This is a genomic window from Sporosarcina thermotolerans (assembly GCF_030067815.1).
Classification (GTDB): domain Bacteria; phylum Bacillota; class Bacilli; order Bacillales_A; family Planococcaceae; genus Sporosarcina; species Sporosarcina thermotolerans.
In genome coordinates, this window is record NZ_CP125968.1 from 3,250,817 (window position 1) to 3,270,833 (window position 20,017).

At 40.1% G+C, this 20,017-nt stretch carries 19 protein-coding genes and 3 pseudogenes; 10 read left to right on the forward strand and 12 right to left on the reverse strand.

Translation table 11 applies throughout. From position 1 onward, the window contains the following. The first annotated feature begins 39 nt into the window (after positions 1–39). The 7 genes and pseudogenes from QNH10_RS18270 to QNH10_RS18300 all read left to right on the forward strand — a co-directional run bounded on the left by QNH10_RS18270 (position 40) and on the right by QNH10_RS18300 (position 5,295). On the forward strand, positions 40–387 hold the full coding sequence (locus QNH10_RS18270; protein ID WP_283732701.1) for an SCP2 sterol-binding domain-containing protein: 348 nt from the start codon (positions 40–42) through the stop codon (positions 385–387). Positions 388–545: 158 nt separating this feature from the next. Next, positions 546–1,148 carry an ECF transporter S component gene (locus QNH10_RS18275; protein WP_283732702.1) on the forward strand — a complete coding sequence of 201 codons (603 nt, stop codon included), beginning with the start codon at positions 546–548 and terminating at the stop codon, positions 1,146–1,148. Positions 1,149–1,172: 24 nt separating this feature from the next. Further along, positions 1,173–1,940 carry an energy-coupling factor transporter transmembrane component T family protein gene (locus QNH10_RS18280; RefSeq protein WP_283732703.1) on the forward strand — a complete coding sequence of 256 codons (768 nt, stop codon included), beginning with the start codon at positions 1,173–1,175 and terminating at the stop codon, positions 1,938–1,940. Continuing rightward, positions 1,937–2,134, forward strand: coding sequence for an ATP-binding cassette domain-containing protein (locus QNH10_RS18285; RefSeq protein WP_283732704.1), 198 nt, complete (start codon positions 1,937–1,939; stop codon positions 2,132–2,134). Before QNH10_RS18280 ends, QNH10_RS18285 begins: the two co-directional genes overlap by 4 nt. Next, the gene (locus tag QNH10_RS18290; protein WP_283734716.1) at positions 2,082–2,465 is read left to right on the forward strand and encodes an ATP-binding cassette domain-containing protein; all 384 of its coding nucleotides are present in this window, start codon (positions 2,082–2,084) and stop codon (positions 2,463–2,465) included. The genes QNH10_RS18285 and QNH10_RS18290 overlap by 53 nt, the downstream gene beginning before the upstream one ends. Continuing rightward, the gene (locus QNH10_RS18295; RefSeq protein WP_283732705.1) at positions 2,387–3,610 is read left to right on the forward strand and encodes an ATP-binding cassette domain-containing protein; all 1,224 of its coding nucleotides are present in this window, start codon (positions 2,387–2,389) and stop codon (positions 3,608–3,610) included. Before QNH10_RS18290 ends, QNH10_RS18295 begins: the two co-directional genes overlap by 79 nt. 111 nt (positions 3,611–3,721) lie before the next feature. Continuing rightward, positions 3,722–5,295, forward strand: a pseudogene (locus tag QNH10_RS18300) (SulP family inorganic anion transporter). 222 nt (positions 5,296–5,517) lie between these two features. On the opposite strand, the pseudogene QNH10_RS18310 reads toward QNH10_RS18300, so the two are convergent. Together QNH10_RS18310 and QNH10_RS18315 are read right to left on the reverse strand one after the other, a co-directional pair. Further along, a pseudogene (locus tag QNH10_RS18310) lies at positions 5,518–6,619 on the reverse strand (amidohydrolase). An 82-nt stretch (positions 6,620–6,701) separates the two neighbouring features. Beyond that, on the reverse strand, positions 6,702–7,805 hold the full coding sequence (locus tag QNH10_RS18315; RefSeq protein WP_283732708.1) for a glycosyltransferase: 1,104 nt from the start codon (positions 7,803–7,805) through the stop codon (positions 6,702–6,704). 363 nt (positions 7,806–8,168) lie between these two features. Between QNH10_RS18315 and QNH10_RS18320 the strand changes: the two genes are divergently transcribed. Both QNH10_RS18320 and QNH10_RS18325 read left to right on the forward strand, forming a co-directional pair. Beyond that, the gene (locus QNH10_RS18320) at positions 8,169–9,062 is read left to right on the forward strand and encodes a C40 family peptidase (protein WP_283732709.1); all 894 of its coding nucleotides are present in this window, start codon (positions 8,169–8,171) and stop codon (positions 9,060–9,062) included. 281 nt (positions 9,063–9,343) lie between these two features. Continuing rightward, a complete protein-coding gene (locus QNH10_RS18325) occupies positions 9,344–10,390 on the forward strand; it encodes a serine hydrolase domain-containing protein (protein WP_283732710.1) in 1,047 nt (348 codons plus the stop codon). 195 nt (positions 10,391–10,585) lie between these two features. Here the strand turns inward: QNH10_RS18325 and QNH10_RS18330 are convergent, their stop codons facing one another. Together QNH10_RS18330 and QNH10_RS18335 are read right to left on the reverse strand one after the other, a co-directional pair. Next, the gene (locus tag QNH10_RS18330; RefSeq protein ID WP_283732711.1) at positions 10,586–11,653 is read right to left on the reverse strand and encodes a CapA family protein; all 1,068 of its coding nucleotides are present in this window, start codon (positions 11,651–11,653) and stop codon (positions 10,586–10,588) included. Positions 11,654–11,829: 176 nt separating this feature from the next. After that, positions 11,830–12,003, reverse strand: a complete 174-nt coding sequence (locus QNH10_RS18335) for a hypothetical protein (protein ID WP_283732712.1) — start codon at positions 12,001–12,003, stop codon at positions 11,830–11,832. 145 nt (positions 12,004–12,148) lie between these two features. Between QNH10_RS18335 and QNH10_RS18340 the strand changes: the two genes are divergently transcribed. Continuing rightward, positions 12,149–12,388 carry a hypothetical protein gene (locus tag QNH10_RS18340; RefSeq protein WP_283732713.1) on the forward strand — a complete coding sequence of 80 codons (240 nt, stop codon included), beginning with the start codon at positions 12,149–12,151 and terminating at the stop codon, positions 12,386–12,388. A gap of 69 nt (positions 12,389–12,457) precedes the next feature. On the opposite strand, the gene QNH10_RS18345 is transcribed toward QNH10_RS18340, so the two are convergent. The 8 genes and pseudogenes from QNH10_RS18345 to QNH10_RS18385 all read right to left on the reverse strand — a co-directional run bounded on the left by QNH10_RS18345 (position 12,458) and on the right by QNH10_RS18385 (position 19,845). Next, positions 12,458–13,177 carry a hypothetical protein gene (locus QNH10_RS18345; RefSeq protein WP_283732714.1) on the reverse strand — a complete coding sequence of 240 codons (720 nt, stop codon included), beginning with the start codon at positions 13,175–13,177 and terminating at the stop codon, positions 12,458–12,460. Positions 13,178–13,200: 23 nt separating this feature from the next. After that, the gene (locus QNH10_RS18350; RefSeq protein WP_283732715.1) at positions 13,201–14,214 is read right to left on the reverse strand and encodes a hypothetical protein; all 1,014 of its coding nucleotides are present in this window, start codon (positions 14,212–14,214) and stop codon (positions 13,201–13,203) included. A 170-nt stretch (positions 14,215–14,384) separates the two neighbouring features. Beyond that, the gene (locus QNH10_RS18355; RefSeq protein WP_283732716.1) at positions 14,385–15,623 is read right to left on the reverse strand and encodes a hypothetical protein; all 1,239 of its coding nucleotides are present in this window, start codon (positions 15,621–15,623) and stop codon (positions 14,385–14,387) included. 223 nt (positions 15,624–15,846) lie between these two features. Then, a complete protein-coding gene (locus QNH10_RS18360; protein ID WP_283732717.1) occupies positions 15,847–16,185 on the reverse strand; it encodes a hypothetical protein in 339 nt (112 codons plus the stop codon). Continuing rightward, the gene (locus QNH10_RS18365; protein ID WP_283732718.1) at positions 16,166–16,567 is read right to left on the reverse strand and encodes a hypothetical protein; all 402 of its coding nucleotides are present in this window, start codon (positions 16,565–16,567) and stop codon (positions 16,166–16,168) included. The genes QNH10_RS18360 and QNH10_RS18365 overlap by 20 nt, the downstream gene beginning before the upstream one ends. Further along, positions 16,539–17,434: pseudogene (locus QNH10_RS18370) on the reverse strand (ATP-binding cassette domain-containing protein). The gene QNH10_RS18365 and the pseudogene QNH10_RS18370 overlap by 29 nt, the downstream one beginning before the upstream one ends. A 14-nt stretch (positions 17,435–17,448) precedes the next feature. Beyond that, a complete protein-coding gene (locus tag QNH10_RS18380) occupies positions 17,449–18,645 on the reverse strand; it encodes a hypothetical protein (RefSeq protein WP_283732721.1) in 1,197 nt (398 codons plus the stop codon). A 24-nt stretch (positions 18,646–18,669) separates the two neighbouring features. Then, a complete protein-coding gene (locus QNH10_RS18385; protein ID WP_283732722.1) occupies positions 18,670–19,845 on the reverse strand; it encodes a hypothetical protein in 1,176 nt (391 codons plus the stop codon). Positions 19,846–20,017: the final 172 nt, after the last annotated feature.

Sequence of the window (20,017 nt, forward strand, 5' to 3'; positions counted from 1 at the left end):
GAATAATCACTCACTTATACTCAAGGGATGGTGTTTGGTATGGATCTACTAAAAATGAGCATGGAAGAAATTTGGACTGAAATCGACAATCAATTGAATGAAAACCGTGGTCCCATCGAAGAGATGAACACAACTTATTCTTTGGAATTAACCGGGGATGAAGGTGGCGTGTATGGACTTAAATTCGCTGACGGTCAAGCCGAAATCATCAATGGGGATCCAGGCGAGGTTGATTGCTCCTTAAAAATGAGAGTTGGGGATTTCAAGAAATTGCTTGCCGGCAACTTGAATTCGACAGCGTCATTTATGATGGGAAAATTAAAGGTAAAAGGCAATATCGGACTTGCATTGAAACTTGAAAACGTATTGAAGGAATACCAATTTTAATAGGCTAATGCAGAACTATATAATTTACGACTAAGAATTTTCTCCCAAATGGTGATCTTAGTCTTTTTTTTTTCAAAAACGTCTTCCTTAATTCCTAATTATAGATTAGTATTAACATGTGTCTTGACAACTATCATGATTACAAAGGAGAAAAGAGAATGAAGAGCAAAAGTATGTGGTCATTTAAACTCTCAACTGCTGCGTTAGTCCTAATCCCAGCAGCGGTCGGTATCAATTACTTAGGAAAATTATTTGCAGACTTGCTTAAACTGCCATTATGGGTCGATTCCATTGGGACCGTCTTATCCAGTATGTTAGCGGGTCCAATTGTCGGCGCCCTATCAGGTATTGTAAATAACGTTGTCTATGGATTTACGACAAGTCCCGTTTCTTTTGTTTATGCGATCACCTCAGCCGTCATCGGGTTAATCGCGGGAATCATGGCGTACAAAGGTTGGATTTCGAATGCTGGTAAAGCAATCGTCCTTGGTCTGGTCGTCGGTTTCATTGCCGCAATAGTATCAACACCACTTAACATCATGTTCTGGGAAGGGACGACTGGAAACGTTTGGGGAGATGCATTATTCGCTACAATGCTTGCAAAAGATATGCCCCTTTGGCTTGCATCCTTCGCGGATAGCGTTGTTGTCGATGTCCCGGACAAAGTCGTTACTGTACTACTCAGTTTCCTAATCTTTAAAGGGTTACCGAAAAACGTAAAAAACATGTACGACAATACAGGTGAAATTGAACGGCTTTAATCAATGAATGTAGGAGGTTTTGAAATGAACAACATGACTCTATATGTGAAAAAGGAATCACCGATTCATACGGTCGATCCACTAACAAAGCTATTATTCGCATTTTTTTCCATCACATTGACGTACATCCTTTCAAACCACCTACCCGTTTTAATGATCCTTTTAACGACATTCATTATTTTACTTACCGGCAAAGTGTTTAAATACATTTTGCCGGTTATTGGTGTTAGTTTTCTATTGATCATTTCCATTATCATTGTCCAAGGATTTTTTCATCCTAGCAGAGCTACGGTCCTCTTTGAAGTTGGTCCCATTTCCATCTATAAGGAAGGCTTTTCAATTGCATTTCTAATCGCCCTCCGCGTTATCAATATGGTCGCTGCTTTCGGAGTTCTTATCTTAACGACGAAGCCGGATGACTTAGTTAACGCGTTGCTACATAAAGGATTGTCTCCAAGATTCGGCTACGTACTGCTTTCCGTACTACAAATCATTCCTCAAATGGTCTCGTTAACCGGTAAAATTACAGATGCTCAACGGGCCCGCGGCATGGAAACAGAAGGTACATTATGGTTACGATTCAAATCGTTCATTCCCCTTTTAGGACCAGTCGTCTTAAATTCATTGAATGAAACACGTGAGCGATCCATCGCGCTTGAAATACGTGGTTTCAATGCAAAAGGAAAGAGAACGTATTTACGTGAAACTGAAATCTATCGTCATAGCCTGTCGTTGAAAATTTTAATGACAGTCATTTTTATATCTGTAATCGTTTGGAGGTTCGTTCTATGAATGCATTAACCGTTAGGAATTTGAAGTATAAGTACCCTGATAGCTCCAATTTAGCGTTGAACGATGTTTCATTTTCTGTGCAAAAAGGAGAATTCATAGGGATTGCAGGTATGAATACAGCTGGCAAGTCGACATTATGTTATGCACTCTGCGGACTTTGTCCCCCACTTTTTCAAAGGGGCTTATGGCGGTGATGTTTTAATTGGCGATATGGATATTTTATCGCATGAAATAAGCGATATCGCGGCAAAAGTAGGACTTGTTTTTGAAAACCCATTCTCCCAGATGACCGGGGCCAAGTTCACGGTCTATGATGAAATCGCATTCGGGTTAGAGAATTATGGCGTCCCACGTGATGAAATGCGTAAGCGAATTGAAAAAACGATGCAGTTGCTTGATATTGATCATTTGCAGAATAAAAACCCGTTTTCATTGTGGGGGGACAAATGCAACGGGTGGCGATTGCAAGTGTCATTGCCATGTATCCAGATATTCTCATCCTTGACGAACCGACTTCACAATTAGATCCCGAAGGTGCCGAGGAAGTGTTCCGCGTTGTCGAAAAGCTTGCAGAGGGCGGAATGACAATCATTATGGTAGAACAGAAACTTGAGAAATTAGCCGCGTATGCGGATCGGATTTTATTAATGCATGAAGGGAAGTTAATCCAGGATGGAGCCCCTTCAGAAGTCTTTTCCAGAGACGATCTGGATAGTTATGGTGTAGAACCGCCTATGTATGTTAAGGTTGCTCGTGCTCTTGGTTTGAGGAATGAAAAGACGGGACTTTACCCGACTACATTGGAAGAGATGCCTACGGAACTGGATTTGCAATTTCAAGCCGACGAAGAGCCCATTGAGTGTACGCAAAAGACTTCTGAATTAATCGTCCGCAATCTCCACTTCGGATATGGTAAAGAGGATGATGTCATTAAAGGTTTGAACGTTACGTTGAGCGGCGAACCTATCGCAATTATCGGCCAAAACGGGGCTGGGAAAACGACGTTTGTGAAATTATTGAAGGGATTGTTGAACCCACGACAAGGTGAAATCCACGTCAATGGCACTCGTACTTCTGATTCAACAGCCGCAAAATTGGCAAGGCATATCGGTCTCATCTTCCAGAATCCGAACGACCAGATTTTTAAAAATAAAGTGCTTGATGAAGTGATGTTTGGTCCATTGAATATTGGCCAATCCAAAGAAACTGCATTAGCCAATGCCAAAGCTATGCTTGAACTTGTAGGGCTAACTGGTAAAGAGGAAGAAAATCCATATGATCTTAGCCTCGCGGAACGTAAAATGGTTGCAATGGCATCCATTCTTGCAATGGATACAGATATCGTCATTTTCGACGAACCGACAATGGGACAGGATTCTAAAGGCAAGTCGAAAGTAAAGGAAATCATCCATTCATTGTATGAAAAAGGAAAACTCGTCATTTGCATTTTGCATGACATGGATTTTGTTGCAGATACATTTGGTAGGACAATCATATTCAGCAAGGGGCAAATGCTTTTTGACGGTTCAACCCGTGATGCGTTCGCACAAGAAAAAGCATTGCAAGATGCACGTGTCGAACAGCCACATATTACGCAGCTCGTTCGTAAGTTGGGCTATGAGGAAATTATATTGAAGGAATTAGAGTTAGGAACTGCCACACTGTCATGAAGAGTGGCAGTTTTTAAAATCGGCGGCTGGCCCCCTTGTCAACCTATTACTTTTGACTTATAATAAAGATAGAATGTATTTTATAAAAATACGGTGGAAGAAGGGACCAAATTGTTCAAAGATCAGCGGTTTGTTGATTATAATGCAGCTGGATTTCGGAAAGATTTACTTTCAGGGATCACTGTAGGTATCGTAGCCATTCCACTAGGGATGGCTTTTGCAATTGCTTCAGGTGTTAAACCCGAATATGGATTGTACACAACAATCATTGCAGGGTTCCTCGTTGCGTTATTTGGAGGTTCGCGTTTTCAAATCGCGGGACCTACCGGCGCGTTCATCCCCATTCTTCTGGCAATCGTTCTTCAGTACGGCTATGAGGATCTTTTGATTGCCGGTTTTCTTGCAGGTATTTTCCTTGTCATTATGAGCTACTTAGGTGTCAGCAATCTAATTCATTTCGTGCCCCGATCCGTCACGATTGGGTTCACTTCAGGAATAGCAATCATTATATTCACAGGCCAGTTCGGGAATTTCCTCGGACTGTCAGGATTGGAAAGCAAGGAATTCTTCCATGAGAATATGATTGATGTGGCGAAACACCTTCATACAATTAATATTTTTGCAGTCCTTACAGCGGTCATCGGCCTTTCTATAATTTTCATATTGCCAAAATTAGCTCCAAAGTTGCCGGTGTTGCTTGTAGCGCTTTTAATCCCGACGATTATATCTGTCCTTTTATTTCCAGGAAAAGTAGAGACAATCGGTACGGCATTCGGCGGAATTCCGCAAACGTTACCGGGTTTCCATTTTCCCCAGATTACACTTACAAAGTTATTGAACTTATGGCAGCCGGCACTAATCATTGCCGCATTGGGCGCAATCGAATCGCTATTGTCCGCGGTTGTTGCGGATGGAATGAAAGAAGGACCGAAGCATGATTCCAAGCGTGAATTATTCGGTCAGGGAATCGCCAATATCGTTTCACCATTATTCGGCGGCATTCCGGCAACCGGGGCAATCGCCCGGACAGCGACCAATATCCGTTCCGGTGCAGTCGGCCCTGTTTCCGGCATCGTTCAAAGTGTATTCGTGCTATTATTCCTATTACTGTTCGCGCCTTACGCTTCTTATATTCCATTGGCAGCGATGGCTCCAATTCTAATGTTTGTCGCTTGGAATATGAGCGCAAGGAAGTCATTTGTTCATATTTTATCCGTTCGATCAAGCGATTCAATCGTACTCGTCACAACATTCTTGCTAACGATTTTCATCAATCTGACTGTTGCCGTACAAATCGGTATCCTTTTAGCAGCATTGTCATTCTTGCGGAAAATGAGTGGCAAACTGAACATTTCAGTGGGTAAACTTTCCGATGTAGAAATTCATAAATTCGGGAAGATGTGACAAAGTTTATCTTTGATGGTCCTTTATTTTTCGGCAGTGCAAAGACGTTTGAGGATAAAATGCCAGGTATACTCTCGAAAGGAACTGGTACGATCATTTTGGATTTTGAACATCTCTCAATGATTGACGCCACGGGCGAGGCCGCGCTATTCACATTATTGGGTGAGGCGAAGAAAAAGAATGTGAAAATCATCATAAAGAAATTGCCAAAGCAGAAGCTCGCAATGTTTAAAAAGAGCGGATTGTATGATCGAATTGGAGAAGAGAATTTCTTTATGTGAACGTGGAATGGACCTTGAGCGTGGAAGAATGGGCCTTTGTGAAAAAGAATGGACCCTGAACGCGGGAGAATGGGCCTTTGTGAAAAAGAATGGACCCTGAACGCGGAAGAATGGGCCTTTGTGAAAAAGAATGGACCCTGGACACGGGAAAATGGATCTTGTGCAAATTAATAAAAAGCCGCCACACTTACTTTCAAGTGTGGCGGCTTTTTTCATTATTAATTAATCCAAACACGAAGCCTTCGCCAATGTCGTAGCTAACACCCTTGCGCCAACATCAAGCGCATCATGATTAAACGTCATATTCGGATGATGGAGTCCCGGACCGAGGTCCGCCCCCACCCCGATCATCGCCGCCTTTATCTCCGGACGATGAATCGTATAGAAATGGAAGTCATCGCTACCGGACGTGATGATAGCAGGTGCATACCCCTCTTCACCGACCGCTTCCAATATTCCGTCCCTCGCCAATGCTGACGCCTCTTCCGACACTTCCGCAGCAGGTGTGTAATCTGACCAATTCACCTCGATTTTAACATTATGCAAGTCTGCTATCGTTTGGATACCTGTGTCGATTCGTTCCCTCAATGCTTTTAAAACGGAATTAGACTGTGCCCGTACATCGATTGCAAACACTGCGTTACCGGGGATGATATTCAAACTTTCCCACCCGCTTGGATCTTAGTCAATTTTGCTGAATAGGCTTCGTACGGTGAAAAGTGTATTGTTTTAATAAATGACGCAATGGCAAATATCGGATCGAGCGCATTTCTTCCCTGCTGTGGACGCGCCCCATGAGCATCCTCTCCACTCACTTTTGCTTCGAGGAAAATCGCCGCCCCATGATGAATGGCGGGTGATACTTTCCCGAACGGAATTTCTTCTTTTGGTCGGAGATGAACGCCGAACAGATGGATACTCCGTCAACTGCTCCTCTCTCGATCATCGAAATAGCACCATTGCCCTTTTCCTCTGCAGGTTGGAAGATAAAGCGGATGCGTCCTCCGAGTTCCTGTTCCTTCAAATAAGCGAGCGCACCTATCACCATCGAAATATTTGCGTCATGTCCGCAAGAATGGTTAGCGCGAAAAACGCCATCAACCTCTTGCCATAGGGCGTCAATATCGGCACGAACGGCAATAATTCGATCCCCTTCACCGATTTCCGCCACGACACCTGTTACGTCATCGAATGTATGATGTTTCACATTCATTTCCGTAAGGATTTCTGCTATCTTTTTAGTCGTTTCGACTTCCTTCCAACTGATTTCAGGATGTTTATGGAAGTGGTCGAACCACTCTCCGATTTGTTTATTGATCAACATCATAATCTCTCCAATCACCGTCTACCTTCTATATAAAGAATAGCTTACCTTGGCAAAGAAAAAAAGCCGGATTTTTCCGGCTTTAGGATTTCTTTTTTCTTGTCTTTTCAATCTCTTCATAAATCTTCATTAATCGTTTTGAGATAACATCATAGGAGTGGCTCGCAGCAGTACTCTGCATCACACTACTTCTGTTTTCCCCTGATTCGGATAAAGCCTGTACTATGCCTTCTGCAAGTGATTGTGGATTTTTCGGTTCAACTAATATTCCTGCTCCTTCCGCGAGGAGATAGGATAGCCCGCCAACATCCGTGCCGACAACAGGTGTACCTACTGACATTGCTTCGAGTGCCACGAGACCGAACCCCTCATGATGGGAAGGGAGGACGAAAACATCGGCCGCCGCTATCCATTTGGCAATTTCCTTTTGCGGCATTGGCAGATGATGAATGATTCGTACATCATTATCAAGCAAACGCTTGGCAAAAATACGCATGAATGCCTCATCTTTATCAGACCCAATCATATGGAGTTTTGCATCAGGATACTTTTCTTGGATAACTTTGAAAGCGTCCACTAGGTCAAGAACGCCTTTTGCCTCAATCATATTTCCGACGAATAAAAGCGTTTTTTCACTCTCCGGAATATCGAGTTCTTGTCTTGCTTCAGATTTTGGCATCGGCTTGAACACTTCTGTATCAACCCCCATGCTCATCACGTGGACACGCCCTTGGTCCACACCAAATCCCTCGACGATATCCTTTTTCAGTCGTTCCCCTACTACGATGACAGCGTCCGCGCCTTGAAGAATTTTCTTCGTAGCTGACCGAATCTTTTCATTCTTGGCTGCCATTTTGTCGATGTCTCCGCCATGTACTGTGACGACATATGGCAAACGAAACAGCTTTTTTCCTATCAAAGAAAGAACGCCTGTTGGAAAGGCATAATGGGCATGTGTCAATGTAGTCCTACGGTTATCCCCCAACATGTGCATCATTGACCTCATAAACCAGATGAGGTATTTCTTCAAATTCGCTATTTTTCCTTTAGCAGGATCTGTAATTGCAATAATCTCTACATCCAAGCCTTTGGATCGCAGAAGCTCCACTTGATTCTTCACAAAAATACCGTATGTCGGGTGTTTTTGAGTCGGGTACATATTGCTGAATATCATTATTTTTTGCATCTATTTTCATCCCATCTTTAAATTCCATAGTCAGTTTTCACGATGAATTATCGACAATTATACCATATACAACAAATCTCTGAGTAATTTGCATATCTTTTCCAACATTATTACTGGCATATTACAGGAAGCTTAATAGAATTACAGTTTTTCTATATTATTATGTCGAAAAAGCTATTTTAATTGATTCCATAAATTTATTTGCCTCTAAAAACGTTGGTAATAGGGGTTTTTAGTGTACTTTGTCAGCTGTAATCCTAACGTAATGTGACTGTAACCAAAACAGGGGTTTAAAAGTGTTAGGATGAGTTCACAGACAAAGCACACCTATAGAAATGTGCGAAAGGGGAAATTGAGAAACATATGAAAAGACTTGTATTTGCGGTTTTTGCATGCCTATTAATCTCAACGTCCGCCCAATCCACGGCCTCTGCAAGCACGTCTGCATCTCTTATAACGAGCGCAAAAGCTCATATGGGAACGCCTTATAGATATGGTGGGACGACAACTTCCGGATTCGATTGTTCGGGATATACACAATTCGTATTGGAAAAAGAAGGGGTTTCGATTCCAAGATCTACAGATCAACAATATTCCACTGGAAAAGCCGTCTCAAAAAGTAATTTGCAAACTGGTGATCTTGTATTCTTCAACACATCAGGACGCGGAGTTTCACATGTCGGAATCTATATCGGATCCAGCAAATTCATTCATGCTTCAACAAGTAGAGGCGTAATGATTTCTTCCATCAACGACCCTGCATATTGGGGAAAACGATATATTGGAGCACGTCGAGTGAAAGATTTCTCGGCAGAAACACAAATTGCATCCATCTCCCAAGTACAATACGCTACAAGAGCTGAAATAGCTGAAATCCTTGTAAAGGAATTGGATCTTTCAAGTACTACAAACGAAGTCACATTCACTGATATTTCAACGTCACATCCACAATATGATGATATTGCTGCAGTCGCAGAAGCTAAAATCTTCTCTGGAAATTCAGCAGGACAGTTCATGCCGGATGACTATTTGACAAGAAGTGAGCTGGCAAAAGTTTTGGTCGGGGCATTTGACATCCCAATCGTATCTGGGACCACCCCTTTCACGGACGTCTCAACATCAAACTGGGCAAATGACTACATCAACACACTCTACGTTAATGAGTTAACTTCAGGCTATACTGATGGAACTTATGGCACAACTAAAAATGTAACTTCAAATGAATTTAAACTATTTATTAATAGACTTTCAAAATAATAGAAAAAAGTGGGGAATCCCAGAGGACGAATTCGCATAAGAATTCGTTCTTTTTTTGTATGGCAATTACGAAGTTTTTAGGCTATTCCTAGAGGGTCAGCATTACCGATAAAGTTTTAATTTTTGAATGTCATTATCTATTTAAGATGAACCGAGTGTTGTCCTCATCCCCTTTATCTTTTTCAAATATTTTGAGGATTATAGAATTTAGTGTTAAAATTAACATGTAGTTCAATGGTATTAGTCAAAATCGCTAATATAACAAGGGGGAGGTTAGCCATATGGAAATTCAAGAACAAAAGTTCCGAAAAGTTTTCGACAACATCACAAAGAAAAAGCACATACATGAATCTGTTCTTCTAGTTGAAAACTCCAATGGCGATGTTTCATACAGTTTTGGGCACGGGGATAAGCATACAGATACACCATTCTTTATTGCAAGTATCACAAAGCTGTTCACAACCTGTTGTATTTTTATGTTGAGAGAGCAGGGTAAACTTACATTAGATGATGAACTAACAAGCTATTTAAAAAAAGATACATTAAAGAACCTTCATGTTTACAAAGGTCGCGATTATTCTAATAGACTTACCCTCTCGAACTTATTGTTTCATACAAGTGGATTGCGGGATGGGATTGAGGAAGGTAGCAACAAGTCGAAAAAACGTGCGATATTTTTCGATGATGTGCAAATTGATTTTAATGAAACCCTACTAAAGACAAAGGACATCAAGCCACATTTTGCACCGGATATGGGAAAAAGAGCTCATTACGCAAATATAAACTTTGAACTCCTTGGAAAAGTAATTGAAATCGTTACGAATTCATCATTGGAAGACGTGTTTAGACAATTAATTTTCGATCCGTTAGGACTAAAAGATACGTATCTTCCTGTAGATGAAGAAGATTTCATCCCGCATCTTTATTATAAGGACACTGCCGTACACCGTCCAAAATTACTAAGGAGCGTTCGCGCGAGTGGCGGATGTATTTCTACGGCTCATGATTTAATGGTCTTTATCAAGGCTTTCTTTAAAGGAAAGTTATTTACAACTTTTGTTTTTCAAGACCTACAAGTAAACAACAGGTTGCAGGTTTCTATGCTTCCCATTCATTACGGTCCTGGATATATGAGAATTCCACTAAATGGGTTTGCAACACTATTCATGGGAAAAGGTGAGGTAGTTGGCCATTCCGGTTCAACAGGTTCCTTTGCATTTTACTATCCCGAAAAGGACATGTTTTTTGTTGGAGATGTCAATCAAATGGAAAACCCAGCGACTCCTGTACGGCTGGTGATGCAACTTGCCATGTCTATGAAATCATGAAGATTAAAGTATCTTCCATTAACGTGCGTTTATCAATAGTGGATTAACTCAATTCCTGAAGTTGAAAAAATCGTAAAGAATCGGGTGCTTTAGTGAAAGAACAAGTTAATAAAAGCTGAAAACGCAGATGATGTTAAAACCTCTGCGTTTTTCTGTAAGATTTAATGGCTAAAAGTGAGTGATTTTGCTTTAAATTCACTTCGGTAGACCAACATGCATCTCCACCCACTGCGCATCGAACCCAACCCCATCCTCCTGTAGAGGAACAACTACAAATCTTCTATTCTCATCGCGAACAACAGCCGTCGGATAGAATGTTGAATTCCCCACTTCGACAAAACTCCTTGCCGCATATTGCCCCTTAGAAACGGTCACTTCAGCAATTCCGCCGATATATGTGGAATCAAATTGCTGGGCTGAGTAAAAGTTGCCCAATGAATAAAAGATCTTTGTCTTGCCAATTTCAGCATACGGTTGAAGAACATGTGGGTGATGGCCAAAAACTATATCCACTTGTTGTGCAGCAAGCCAGTCGGCAAGTTCCTGCTGGTACTCAGAAGGCTGCAATGCATATTCATTTCCCCAATGGATTGAAACGACCGTTACATCCGTCTCTTTTCTTATTTCCCGTATATCAATCTCCATCTGTTCCCTATCAATCAATGAAACCATATAATCTTTCCCTCTCGGAACAGGCAACCCATTCAGACCATATGTGTAATTTAAAACACCAACGCGAATTCCTTTCACGTCAAAAATTCGCTTTTCATTCCGATCCTCGGCGGATTCATAGGCGCCAATGTAAGGCATCCCGTATTCATTCATGTAATTGATTGCATTCAATAGCCCGCGTTCCGATTTATCCATCGTATGGTTATTCGCGATGGACAGCAAATCTACGCCATTCGCTTTTAAATCTCGGATAATATGTTTCGGACTATTAAACCGCGGATAGCCAGACAACCCTAACTCCACACCACCCGGCAATGATTCCTGATTGGCTATCAGAAAATCGATTCCTGTCATTTTATCCTTGACGGCACTAAATGAAGCATCATAGTTGTCGTATGTATATAAGGGATGATGTAAAAGAATGTCACCGATCATACCGACCGTGATTTCCGAGTATTCCATTTGCAACTCAATCTCCAGCGGATTCGCTTGAATTGCAGCAAAATCATCCGGAACAATAATCTTTTCCTTTTGCGAACACCCCGTTAAAAAACACCCCGTAATTAAGATCAGCATAATGATTCTTCTCAACTAACTATCCCCTGTCTGCCTTCATATAAAAGAACATATATTTCCACTATACTCCAGGGAATTGCTTTACGGAAGTACTCATTAGGGCTTATCTATAAAATTTGCACTAATTATTGATTAAATCAAAAAAGCTATACGCATCGATGGACGATGTGTATAGCTTTTCTTTTCTGTTGTTATTTTTTGTCATTTGTACATGGCTTTTTCCTTGCTTCCGTGGAATTTTGAAATTGCATTACTTGTTTCTTGCCGTCTTGTTCAGGTTCAAAATCGGGAAATTTCGCATTAGGCATTCCCGTAAATCCGTTGTCTTCCTTATCGGTATTTGTTTGGAAACGGTTGTCTTTCATGTTGAACAACTCCTTCGATTAGTCTCCCTATTACAGTTCCCTGAAAACTTTCTTTTAATCGAAGGAATGAACAGCTGAGTGCCTTAATGAGAACTCTTTCTGTGAGAACGAGAACTCTTCGCTATTAAAGGAGAACTCTTACAGCATGAACGAGAACTCTTCGCTGTTAAAGGAGAACTCTTACAGCATGAACGAGAACTCTTCACTGTTAAAGGAGAACTCTTACAGCATAAACGAGAACTCTTCGCTGTTAAAGGAGAACTCCTACAGCATGAACGAGAACTCCTCACTGTTAAAGGAGAACTCTTACAGCATGAACGAGAACTCTTCGCTATTAAAGGAGAACTCCTTCCACATAAACGAGAACCCCCCCTCCGCGTTGTAAATAAAACAATCCATAAAAAAGCCCAGCAGCCATTCTCAGCCACTGGACTCTATCATCACATCCACCACCTCATTCACTTACCGGTTCAAAGTAAACAACCGAAACTCTCGACACACGCACCTTCTGCCCTTCTTGCAACTGAACTCTACTTTTGGAGCTTTTCAATTCGCTTCCCATCAATTCAAAAAGGCGAGGGTCTGCTCCTTGTTCCAAAATTTGTACAAATCCATATCCATCAGGGATGCTGATTGTATAATCCCCCGGTTCAATGTCCAACCCGACATCCCATATACCCGCGGTCAACTCTGTGGAAAGCATTGTTCCTACAGGTTCGATGGTTACTGTATTATAACCACCGTCAAAAAGAATCGAATACGTTGAATCGATATCAACGGTTAAAGTAGGCACGCCGGCTTTTTCTCCCACGATTTCCTGAACGAGCAAGTTATTATCTTTATCGTAAATATAAATATTCCCTGATGGATGGCCAGTCATTTTATATCTTCCTGTTTCGATTTTTAGCATTGCTCCCCTTTTTGTCGGCATCGGTCCAAACGTTCTTTTTGCTTCTATATTACTTCGATCGACCGTCGTGAAAATTGCCGGATGAACCTTTCCAATCATTTCATCTTTTGTAGTTCCAGTAATTTCATAGTTGTCTGCATATACGATTCTTTTTTCCGACTTGGTTCCTTGTAAATTATGACAACCGGATAAGACTAACATGCAAATAAAAATCCCAATTAATACTCCCTTGGCATCAAACCGATTTTGCATAATGCTTCTCATAATATTCCACCGTCCCTAACCTTTCAACTCGATTTTATTGGTACTGTTTCCACTTTTTGAATTTGGGCTAACTTATTTCTTCCATATAAAACGGAGATGATAATCAAATTCAGGACCACAAGCCAACTAAAAGCATGCTTGAAATCAAGTTTTTCTATGCCGAATTCCTTAGCAGCTTCCCCGCTTAAAACGGCACCGATATCAATAATTTCCAGTGGATATAGCCAATTCGTTTCTACTCCGGCAACCAACAGAAGTTGAGGAGACAGCAACACAAATAATAGAATCAAAATTGTCGCGTACAAGTTTTTTGTCACGATATTAATTAACAGGAAAGCAAATAACAGCAATAGAGCAATCAAACCAAATGCGATGGACATGAGTAACAAATAACGTAGCATCGATACTGCAATATAATCTGCGTTCTGATAAATGACTACAGGAGTTCTAAAGTCTCCCCACCCTGTTTTTCTAGATACATAATAACCGCCTATCAATATACTTGCAGAAAGAAAGAACATTACTTGCACGAGATGAACCCCTACTTTATTAGCCGCTTTTTGCATAAAGGAAATGGGAAACCCGTACACGACAGAAGGATGCTGTTGATCATTTACAAGCATAGTACTTCCCGCTAACAATACGAACAGGCAGAACATGACTCCGCTTATAAGAGGCAATGCGGCGGGTATGTAATTGCTCGCCTTAAACTGATTTTGGATGAAGGGAAGTTCATGCTCTTTGTGATACCGGTAAAGAGCATTTTCTTTTAGTATTTCGTCAACTGGAATAATATACTCCTTTTGTATCCCTTTATTCCCTCGTCGATGCATCTCAAGACGCAATTCATTCAACTCTAGACCGGCATCAAAAAACTCATGAAAATCATCATCTTTCCATAACGCATACCTTTGCTGGCTTAGCAATGAAGATTGTTGTATCAAAATGCCGCGAATTTCTTTTCCTTCTTCAGTTTGCCAAACAGAACCTGGAAATTTATCGAAAGCCTTATGAAGTTTATCGACTTCTTCATCCATTTCATCCCTTACGTCAACCAAATCCAATTGACTATAATATGAATAATAAAGCGGAAAAAGAGGATCAGTGCAATTCCTAATAACCAATTTTTCTTATTTAATAGTAATAACTTTGTTTCAAATAATAAATATTTCCAGAACATATACTTGTCCTTCCCCCTCTCCCACTTTTAATTGGCTAAATAGAATCGGCGTTTATTAATGATAAGGGAAACGATATACAGCATGACCTCGATGACGAGGTATGTAATAAGTATCACGAGAATACCCTTTGCATAGGTAATCGTTTCTGTGTTCAATAAAAAATTCTTTTCCCCATCAATGATTTTTCCAAAATCAAAATAAGTTTGTGGAAACAGGCTGATGTCCATGCCGAACAATTCTTTTGTCGAACGACTAAAATAAAGACGTTCAGAGAACAATAGCAAACTGCTTGTGAAAAGGACTATCCATTCATTTTTAAAAATCAGGCTTAAAACGATATTTAACCGTACGAATAGGATGACTAATAGCGGTATGATGACGAGTGTCTTTCCTAAATAGGAACCTAAAGAAATGACACTATAGTCATCGGGTGTAAACGTTTTTTGCTGAATCATGATGGGAACATTCAAATCGAAATATCCGAACCCAAACTGAATTGTCATGGCTAACACTCCGACAACGATAAAACTAATAATGAACGCCATTGAATAAAGGAATGCAGACAATGATTTCAAATTCAGTTGGCGATACCAAGATAATGGCAAGCCTTGAAGAACAGCCTGATGTTTTCGATCCCTTGCAAGAATATCGCTGCTAAAATAAATGACACAAAATAATAGGAAGTAAACCCCATAGTTTTGAAGGAAATTCTGTAATGTTTGCAACCCGGTTTTCTCATACATCAACCCAAAAGTCACTGGGTAATCCTTATTGTGATAATCCTCATACTTCATCATCGTTTGGTAATATGCATGCTTCCGATCCTTACTAGGAAATGGTACGGTCTGAAATAAATACCTGTCTTCTAAATATTCATCTGGATTATGTAACAAATAAAATGTCCTTAAATTGAGCAGGCGTGCAAAATCACGATCCTCAAAAGACTTCAGCATTCCAGAAAACAATTCATAATTACGGGCATTCGCCGCATAAACGGGATGACCATCCTGACGATAATAGTTAACACTAATCCACTCAAAAACAATGCCGGTATTACCGATACTTCTCCATAGTTTTTGCTGGTCTCCCAAATAAGTTAGATACTCCTCTGTCTCCTTTTTATTAAATGCTTCCTTCGTATTCGCATACGGCCATAAAATTAAACAAAAACAAAACAATAAAACAGCGATGAAGAAAACAAATGGAATCGTACGTCTGCTTCTTGCTGTAATTAAAAATTCATGCTTTAAATAATTTCGATTCATCTCAGCTCCCCCTCCCTTATTTGTATATAAAAAGTTTGTTCATTTTTTCAAATTTTTCCATTACATCTTACTATACATATATAAATTAATAGTTCAATAGTTTCTAATAACTTAACTACGAAAGTTGCTATTCCAAGGGCACTTCACCTGTTTGCGGGCATTTCCAATTTAAAAAGCCCAGCAGCCATTTCAGCCACTGGACCCCAACATCACTTCCACCATCTCATTCACTTACCGGTTCAAAGTAAACAACCGCAACTTTTGACACACGCACCTTTTGCCCTTCTTTCAACTGAACCAGACTTTTGGAGTTTGTTAATCCACCTGCCATCAATTCAAATAGGCGAGGGTCTTTATCTTCTTCTAAAATTTGTACAAAGCCATATCCAGCTGGGATGCTTATTGTATAGTCCCCCGGTTCAATATCCAACCCGACATCCCATATGCCTGTAGTCAGCTCTGTGGAAAGCTCTGTCTTTACAGGTTGTATCGTTACCGTATTATATCCACCGTCAAATACAATCGAAAACGTTGAATCGATGTCAGCCGTTAATGTAGGCACCCCCGGCTTTATCCCCTACGATTTCTCGAACGAGCAAGTTATCATCTTTATCGTAAATATAAATATTCCCTGATGGATTACCAGTCAATACGTACCTCCCAGCCTCGATAGTTACCTTAGCTCCCTTTTTTGTAGGCATCGGTCCGTACGTTTTTTTCGCCCCTTTATTACTTCGATCCACTGTGGTAAAAATTGTGGGATGAATTTTTCCAGTGATTGTATCTCTTGTAGTTCCGCTTATTTCGAAATTGTCGGCATATACGCTTATCATTTCCGACTTCTTTCCTTGTAAATTATGACAACCAGACAAAACAAGAATGCTAACAAAAATTCCAATTATTATCCCCTTGGCTTTAAACCGACTTAGCATAATATTTTTCATAATATTCCACCGTCCCCAATGGCCCGATTGTCATTTCATTATTATATTTGAGCATCTGCGCCATCCATTTCGTTTGTTCTGACTCACTCATTCCACCTAATGGAATGCATAATAAATAATTGGCTATAAACATATGGCCTGCAGGCAAACCTAACACTGCTTGAAGCGTTTCATACTGTTCGAAACTTACTTCCACTTTAAGGAAGTCCTCATTTTCATCCGTAAATTTCTGTTCGTGAACAAACTTTCCGTCTTTCAAAAAAAGAACTCGATCGGCGTAAAGGTCCAAGTTTGACAACAAGTGCGATGCGACAAATATGAGCTTATCCTGCTTCATTTCCATTAAACATTCTGATATGAGAGCAACATTCTCGACATCTAGACCATTCATGACTTCATCCATCAACATAATAGGCGTGTCGGCTGCCATCATCATCGCGAAGCATAATCGTTGTCGCATCCCTAATGAATACGTGCGGACTTTCCGTTTCACATAATGTCCCATGTGAAGACGGTCGATGATTGAACGTATATGCTTCGTCGACCCTTTCCACATATTTGCGTAAAGTTTCATGTGATCGACGCCGGATAATTCCTCAAATAGATCCTTTTGTTCGGGAATGTCGCCAACATCCGGTGAATGTGCAATTCTTCTTTCTCATTGCGGTACGTATATTTCCCATCAAAAAACACATGTCCGGAATCGGGTTTCACAAAATTCGCCATTACATTGAACATCGTCGTCTTACCTGTTCCATTCGGTGCCGCAACTCCGATGATTTCCCCTTTACTCGCTGTTAAATCCAATGAATCCAACACGATTTTATCATTATAGGCTATCGTTACATTTGATAATTTTATCATCATCTTCCCCTAACCTTTCAACTATATTTTAATGGGATGGTTTCAACTTTTCGAATATGCATGAGCTTATTCCTACCATATAAAATTGCAATCACAATCAAATTAAGAACGACAAGCCAACTATACGCATGCTTGAAATCAAGTTTTTCAATCCCATATTCTTTAGCTGCATCCCCGCTTAAAACAGCGCTGATATCAATGAATTTTAGTGGGTAGAGCCAATTTGTCTCCACTCCGGCAGCTTGAAGAAGTTGTGGAGACAGCAATACAAATAGGATAATGACAATTGCGGCGTACAAGTTTTTCGTCACGAGATTAACTAATAGGAACGTGAATAAAAGTAATAGGGCAATTAAACCAAATGCTACGAGCATGTAAAACAAATAGCGCAGCATGGATATTGCGATAAAATCTGCGTCTTGATAAATGAGTACAGGAGTTCTAAAATCTCCCCATCCCGCTTTTCCCGCTACATAATAACTGCCTATCAATATAGCTACACAGAGAAAAAGCATAATTTGAACAAAATGGACGCCTACCTTACTAATTGCTTTCCCCATGAACGAAATCGGGAACCCGAATAAGACGGAAGGATGAAGTTGATCATTCACAAGCATGCTACTTCCCACTAACAATACGAGAATGCAAAACAACGTTCCACTTATGAAATTCAATGCGGCCTTTATAAAATTGCTCGCTTTAAATGGATCCTGGACGAGGGAGAGTTCATGCTCTTTGTGATACTGGTAGAGCGCATTTTCTTTGAGTATTTCATCAACTGGGACAATATGATCCCGCCGAATCCCTTTATTTCCTTTTTGATGCAATTCTAGACGCAACTCATTCAGCCTAAGTCCTGCATCAAAAAACTTATGAAAATTAGGTCCTGCACTAAAAAAACTCTCAGGGTTGTTTACCTTTACCTCTTTACTTAAGTAAAGCCTTTGCCAGAATATCAATCCTACTTGTTCTAATAAATTTGCGTAGGTTTCTTTGCCTTCTTGAGTTTGCCAAACAGAAGCAGGAAATGAATCGAAAATCTCATAGAATTGCTCCGAGTTTTCGGTTATCTCATCTTGAATATCCACAATTTCCAATTGACTATAATGTGAATAATAAAGTGGAAAAAAGAGAATTAACGCAAGTCCTAACAACCAATTTTTTTTACTTAATAATAATAACTTCGTTTCAAACAGTAAATATTTCCGGAACATTTTGTCCTTCCTCCTTTCCCGCTTTTAACTTGTTAGATAGAATCGGCGTTTATTAATGATAAGGGAAACGAAATACAGAATGACCTCGATGACGAGATATGTAATAAATAGGACGATGATGCCCTTTGCATAGGTAATGGTTTCCGTGTTCAACAAAAAATTCTTTTCCCCATTAATGATTTTTCCGAAATCAAAATAAGTCTGCGGAAATAGGCTAATGTCCTTGCCGAATAATTCCCTTGTCGAGCGCGTAAAATAAAGTCGTTCTGAGAACAGTAACAAACTGCTTAAAAATAAGACAATCCATTCATTTTTAAAAAGTAAGCTTAAAACGACATTCAACCGTACGAATAGGATGACTAACAACGGTAGGACAACGAGTGTCTTCCCTAAATAAGCCGCAATTGAAATGACACTGTAATCCTCGGGTGCGAACGTTTCTTGCTTAATCATGATCGGAACATTCAAATCGAAATACCCAAATCCGAACTGAATCGTCATGAGGAGCACTCCAACAACAATCACGCTACCAATGAATGCCATTGAATAAAGAAATGCCGACAGTGATTTCAAATTCAGTTGACGATACCAAGATAATGGTAGGCCCTGGAGGATCGCCTGATGTTTTCGATCCCTTGAAAGAATATCACTACTAAAATAAATGACACAAAATAATAGGAAGTAAATCCCGTAGTTTTGAAGGAGATTCTGCAATGTTTGCAACCCAGTTTTCTCATACATCAAACCGAAAGTAACGGGGTGATCCTTTTTGAGATAATCCTCATACTTCATCATCGTTTGGTAATACGCATGCTCTCGATCTTTTCTAGGAGATGGCGCTTTCGGAAATAGAAAGCGATCCTCTAAATACTCACTTGGATTATTTTGTAAATAAAAAACTCTTAATTGAAGCATGCGCTCGAAGTTTCGATCTTCAAAAGACTGCGACATTGCCAAAAATAAATTATAATTATAGTCATTTTTTGCATAAACAGGATTACCTATCTGAAAATAAACATCAATGCTTCTCCTATTAAAAACAAGACCGGTATTCCCGATACTTTCCCATAGATTTTGCTGTTCTTTCAAATAAGTTAAGTACTCCTCTGTCTCCTTTTTATTAAAGGCTTCCTTCGTATCCGCATACGGCCATATAATAAAACAATAGCTAAACAATAAAAATGGTGATGAAGAAAACAAAAGGAATCGTCCGTCTGCTTCTTGCTGTGATTAAAAATTCATGCTTTAAATAATATCGATTCACCGCAGCTTCCCCTCCTTTATTTCCATACTATAATTTTTTTTATTTTTTGAAATCATCAACCATATTCTACCATACTATTTACACAGTTCAATAGTTTCTGGTAATTGC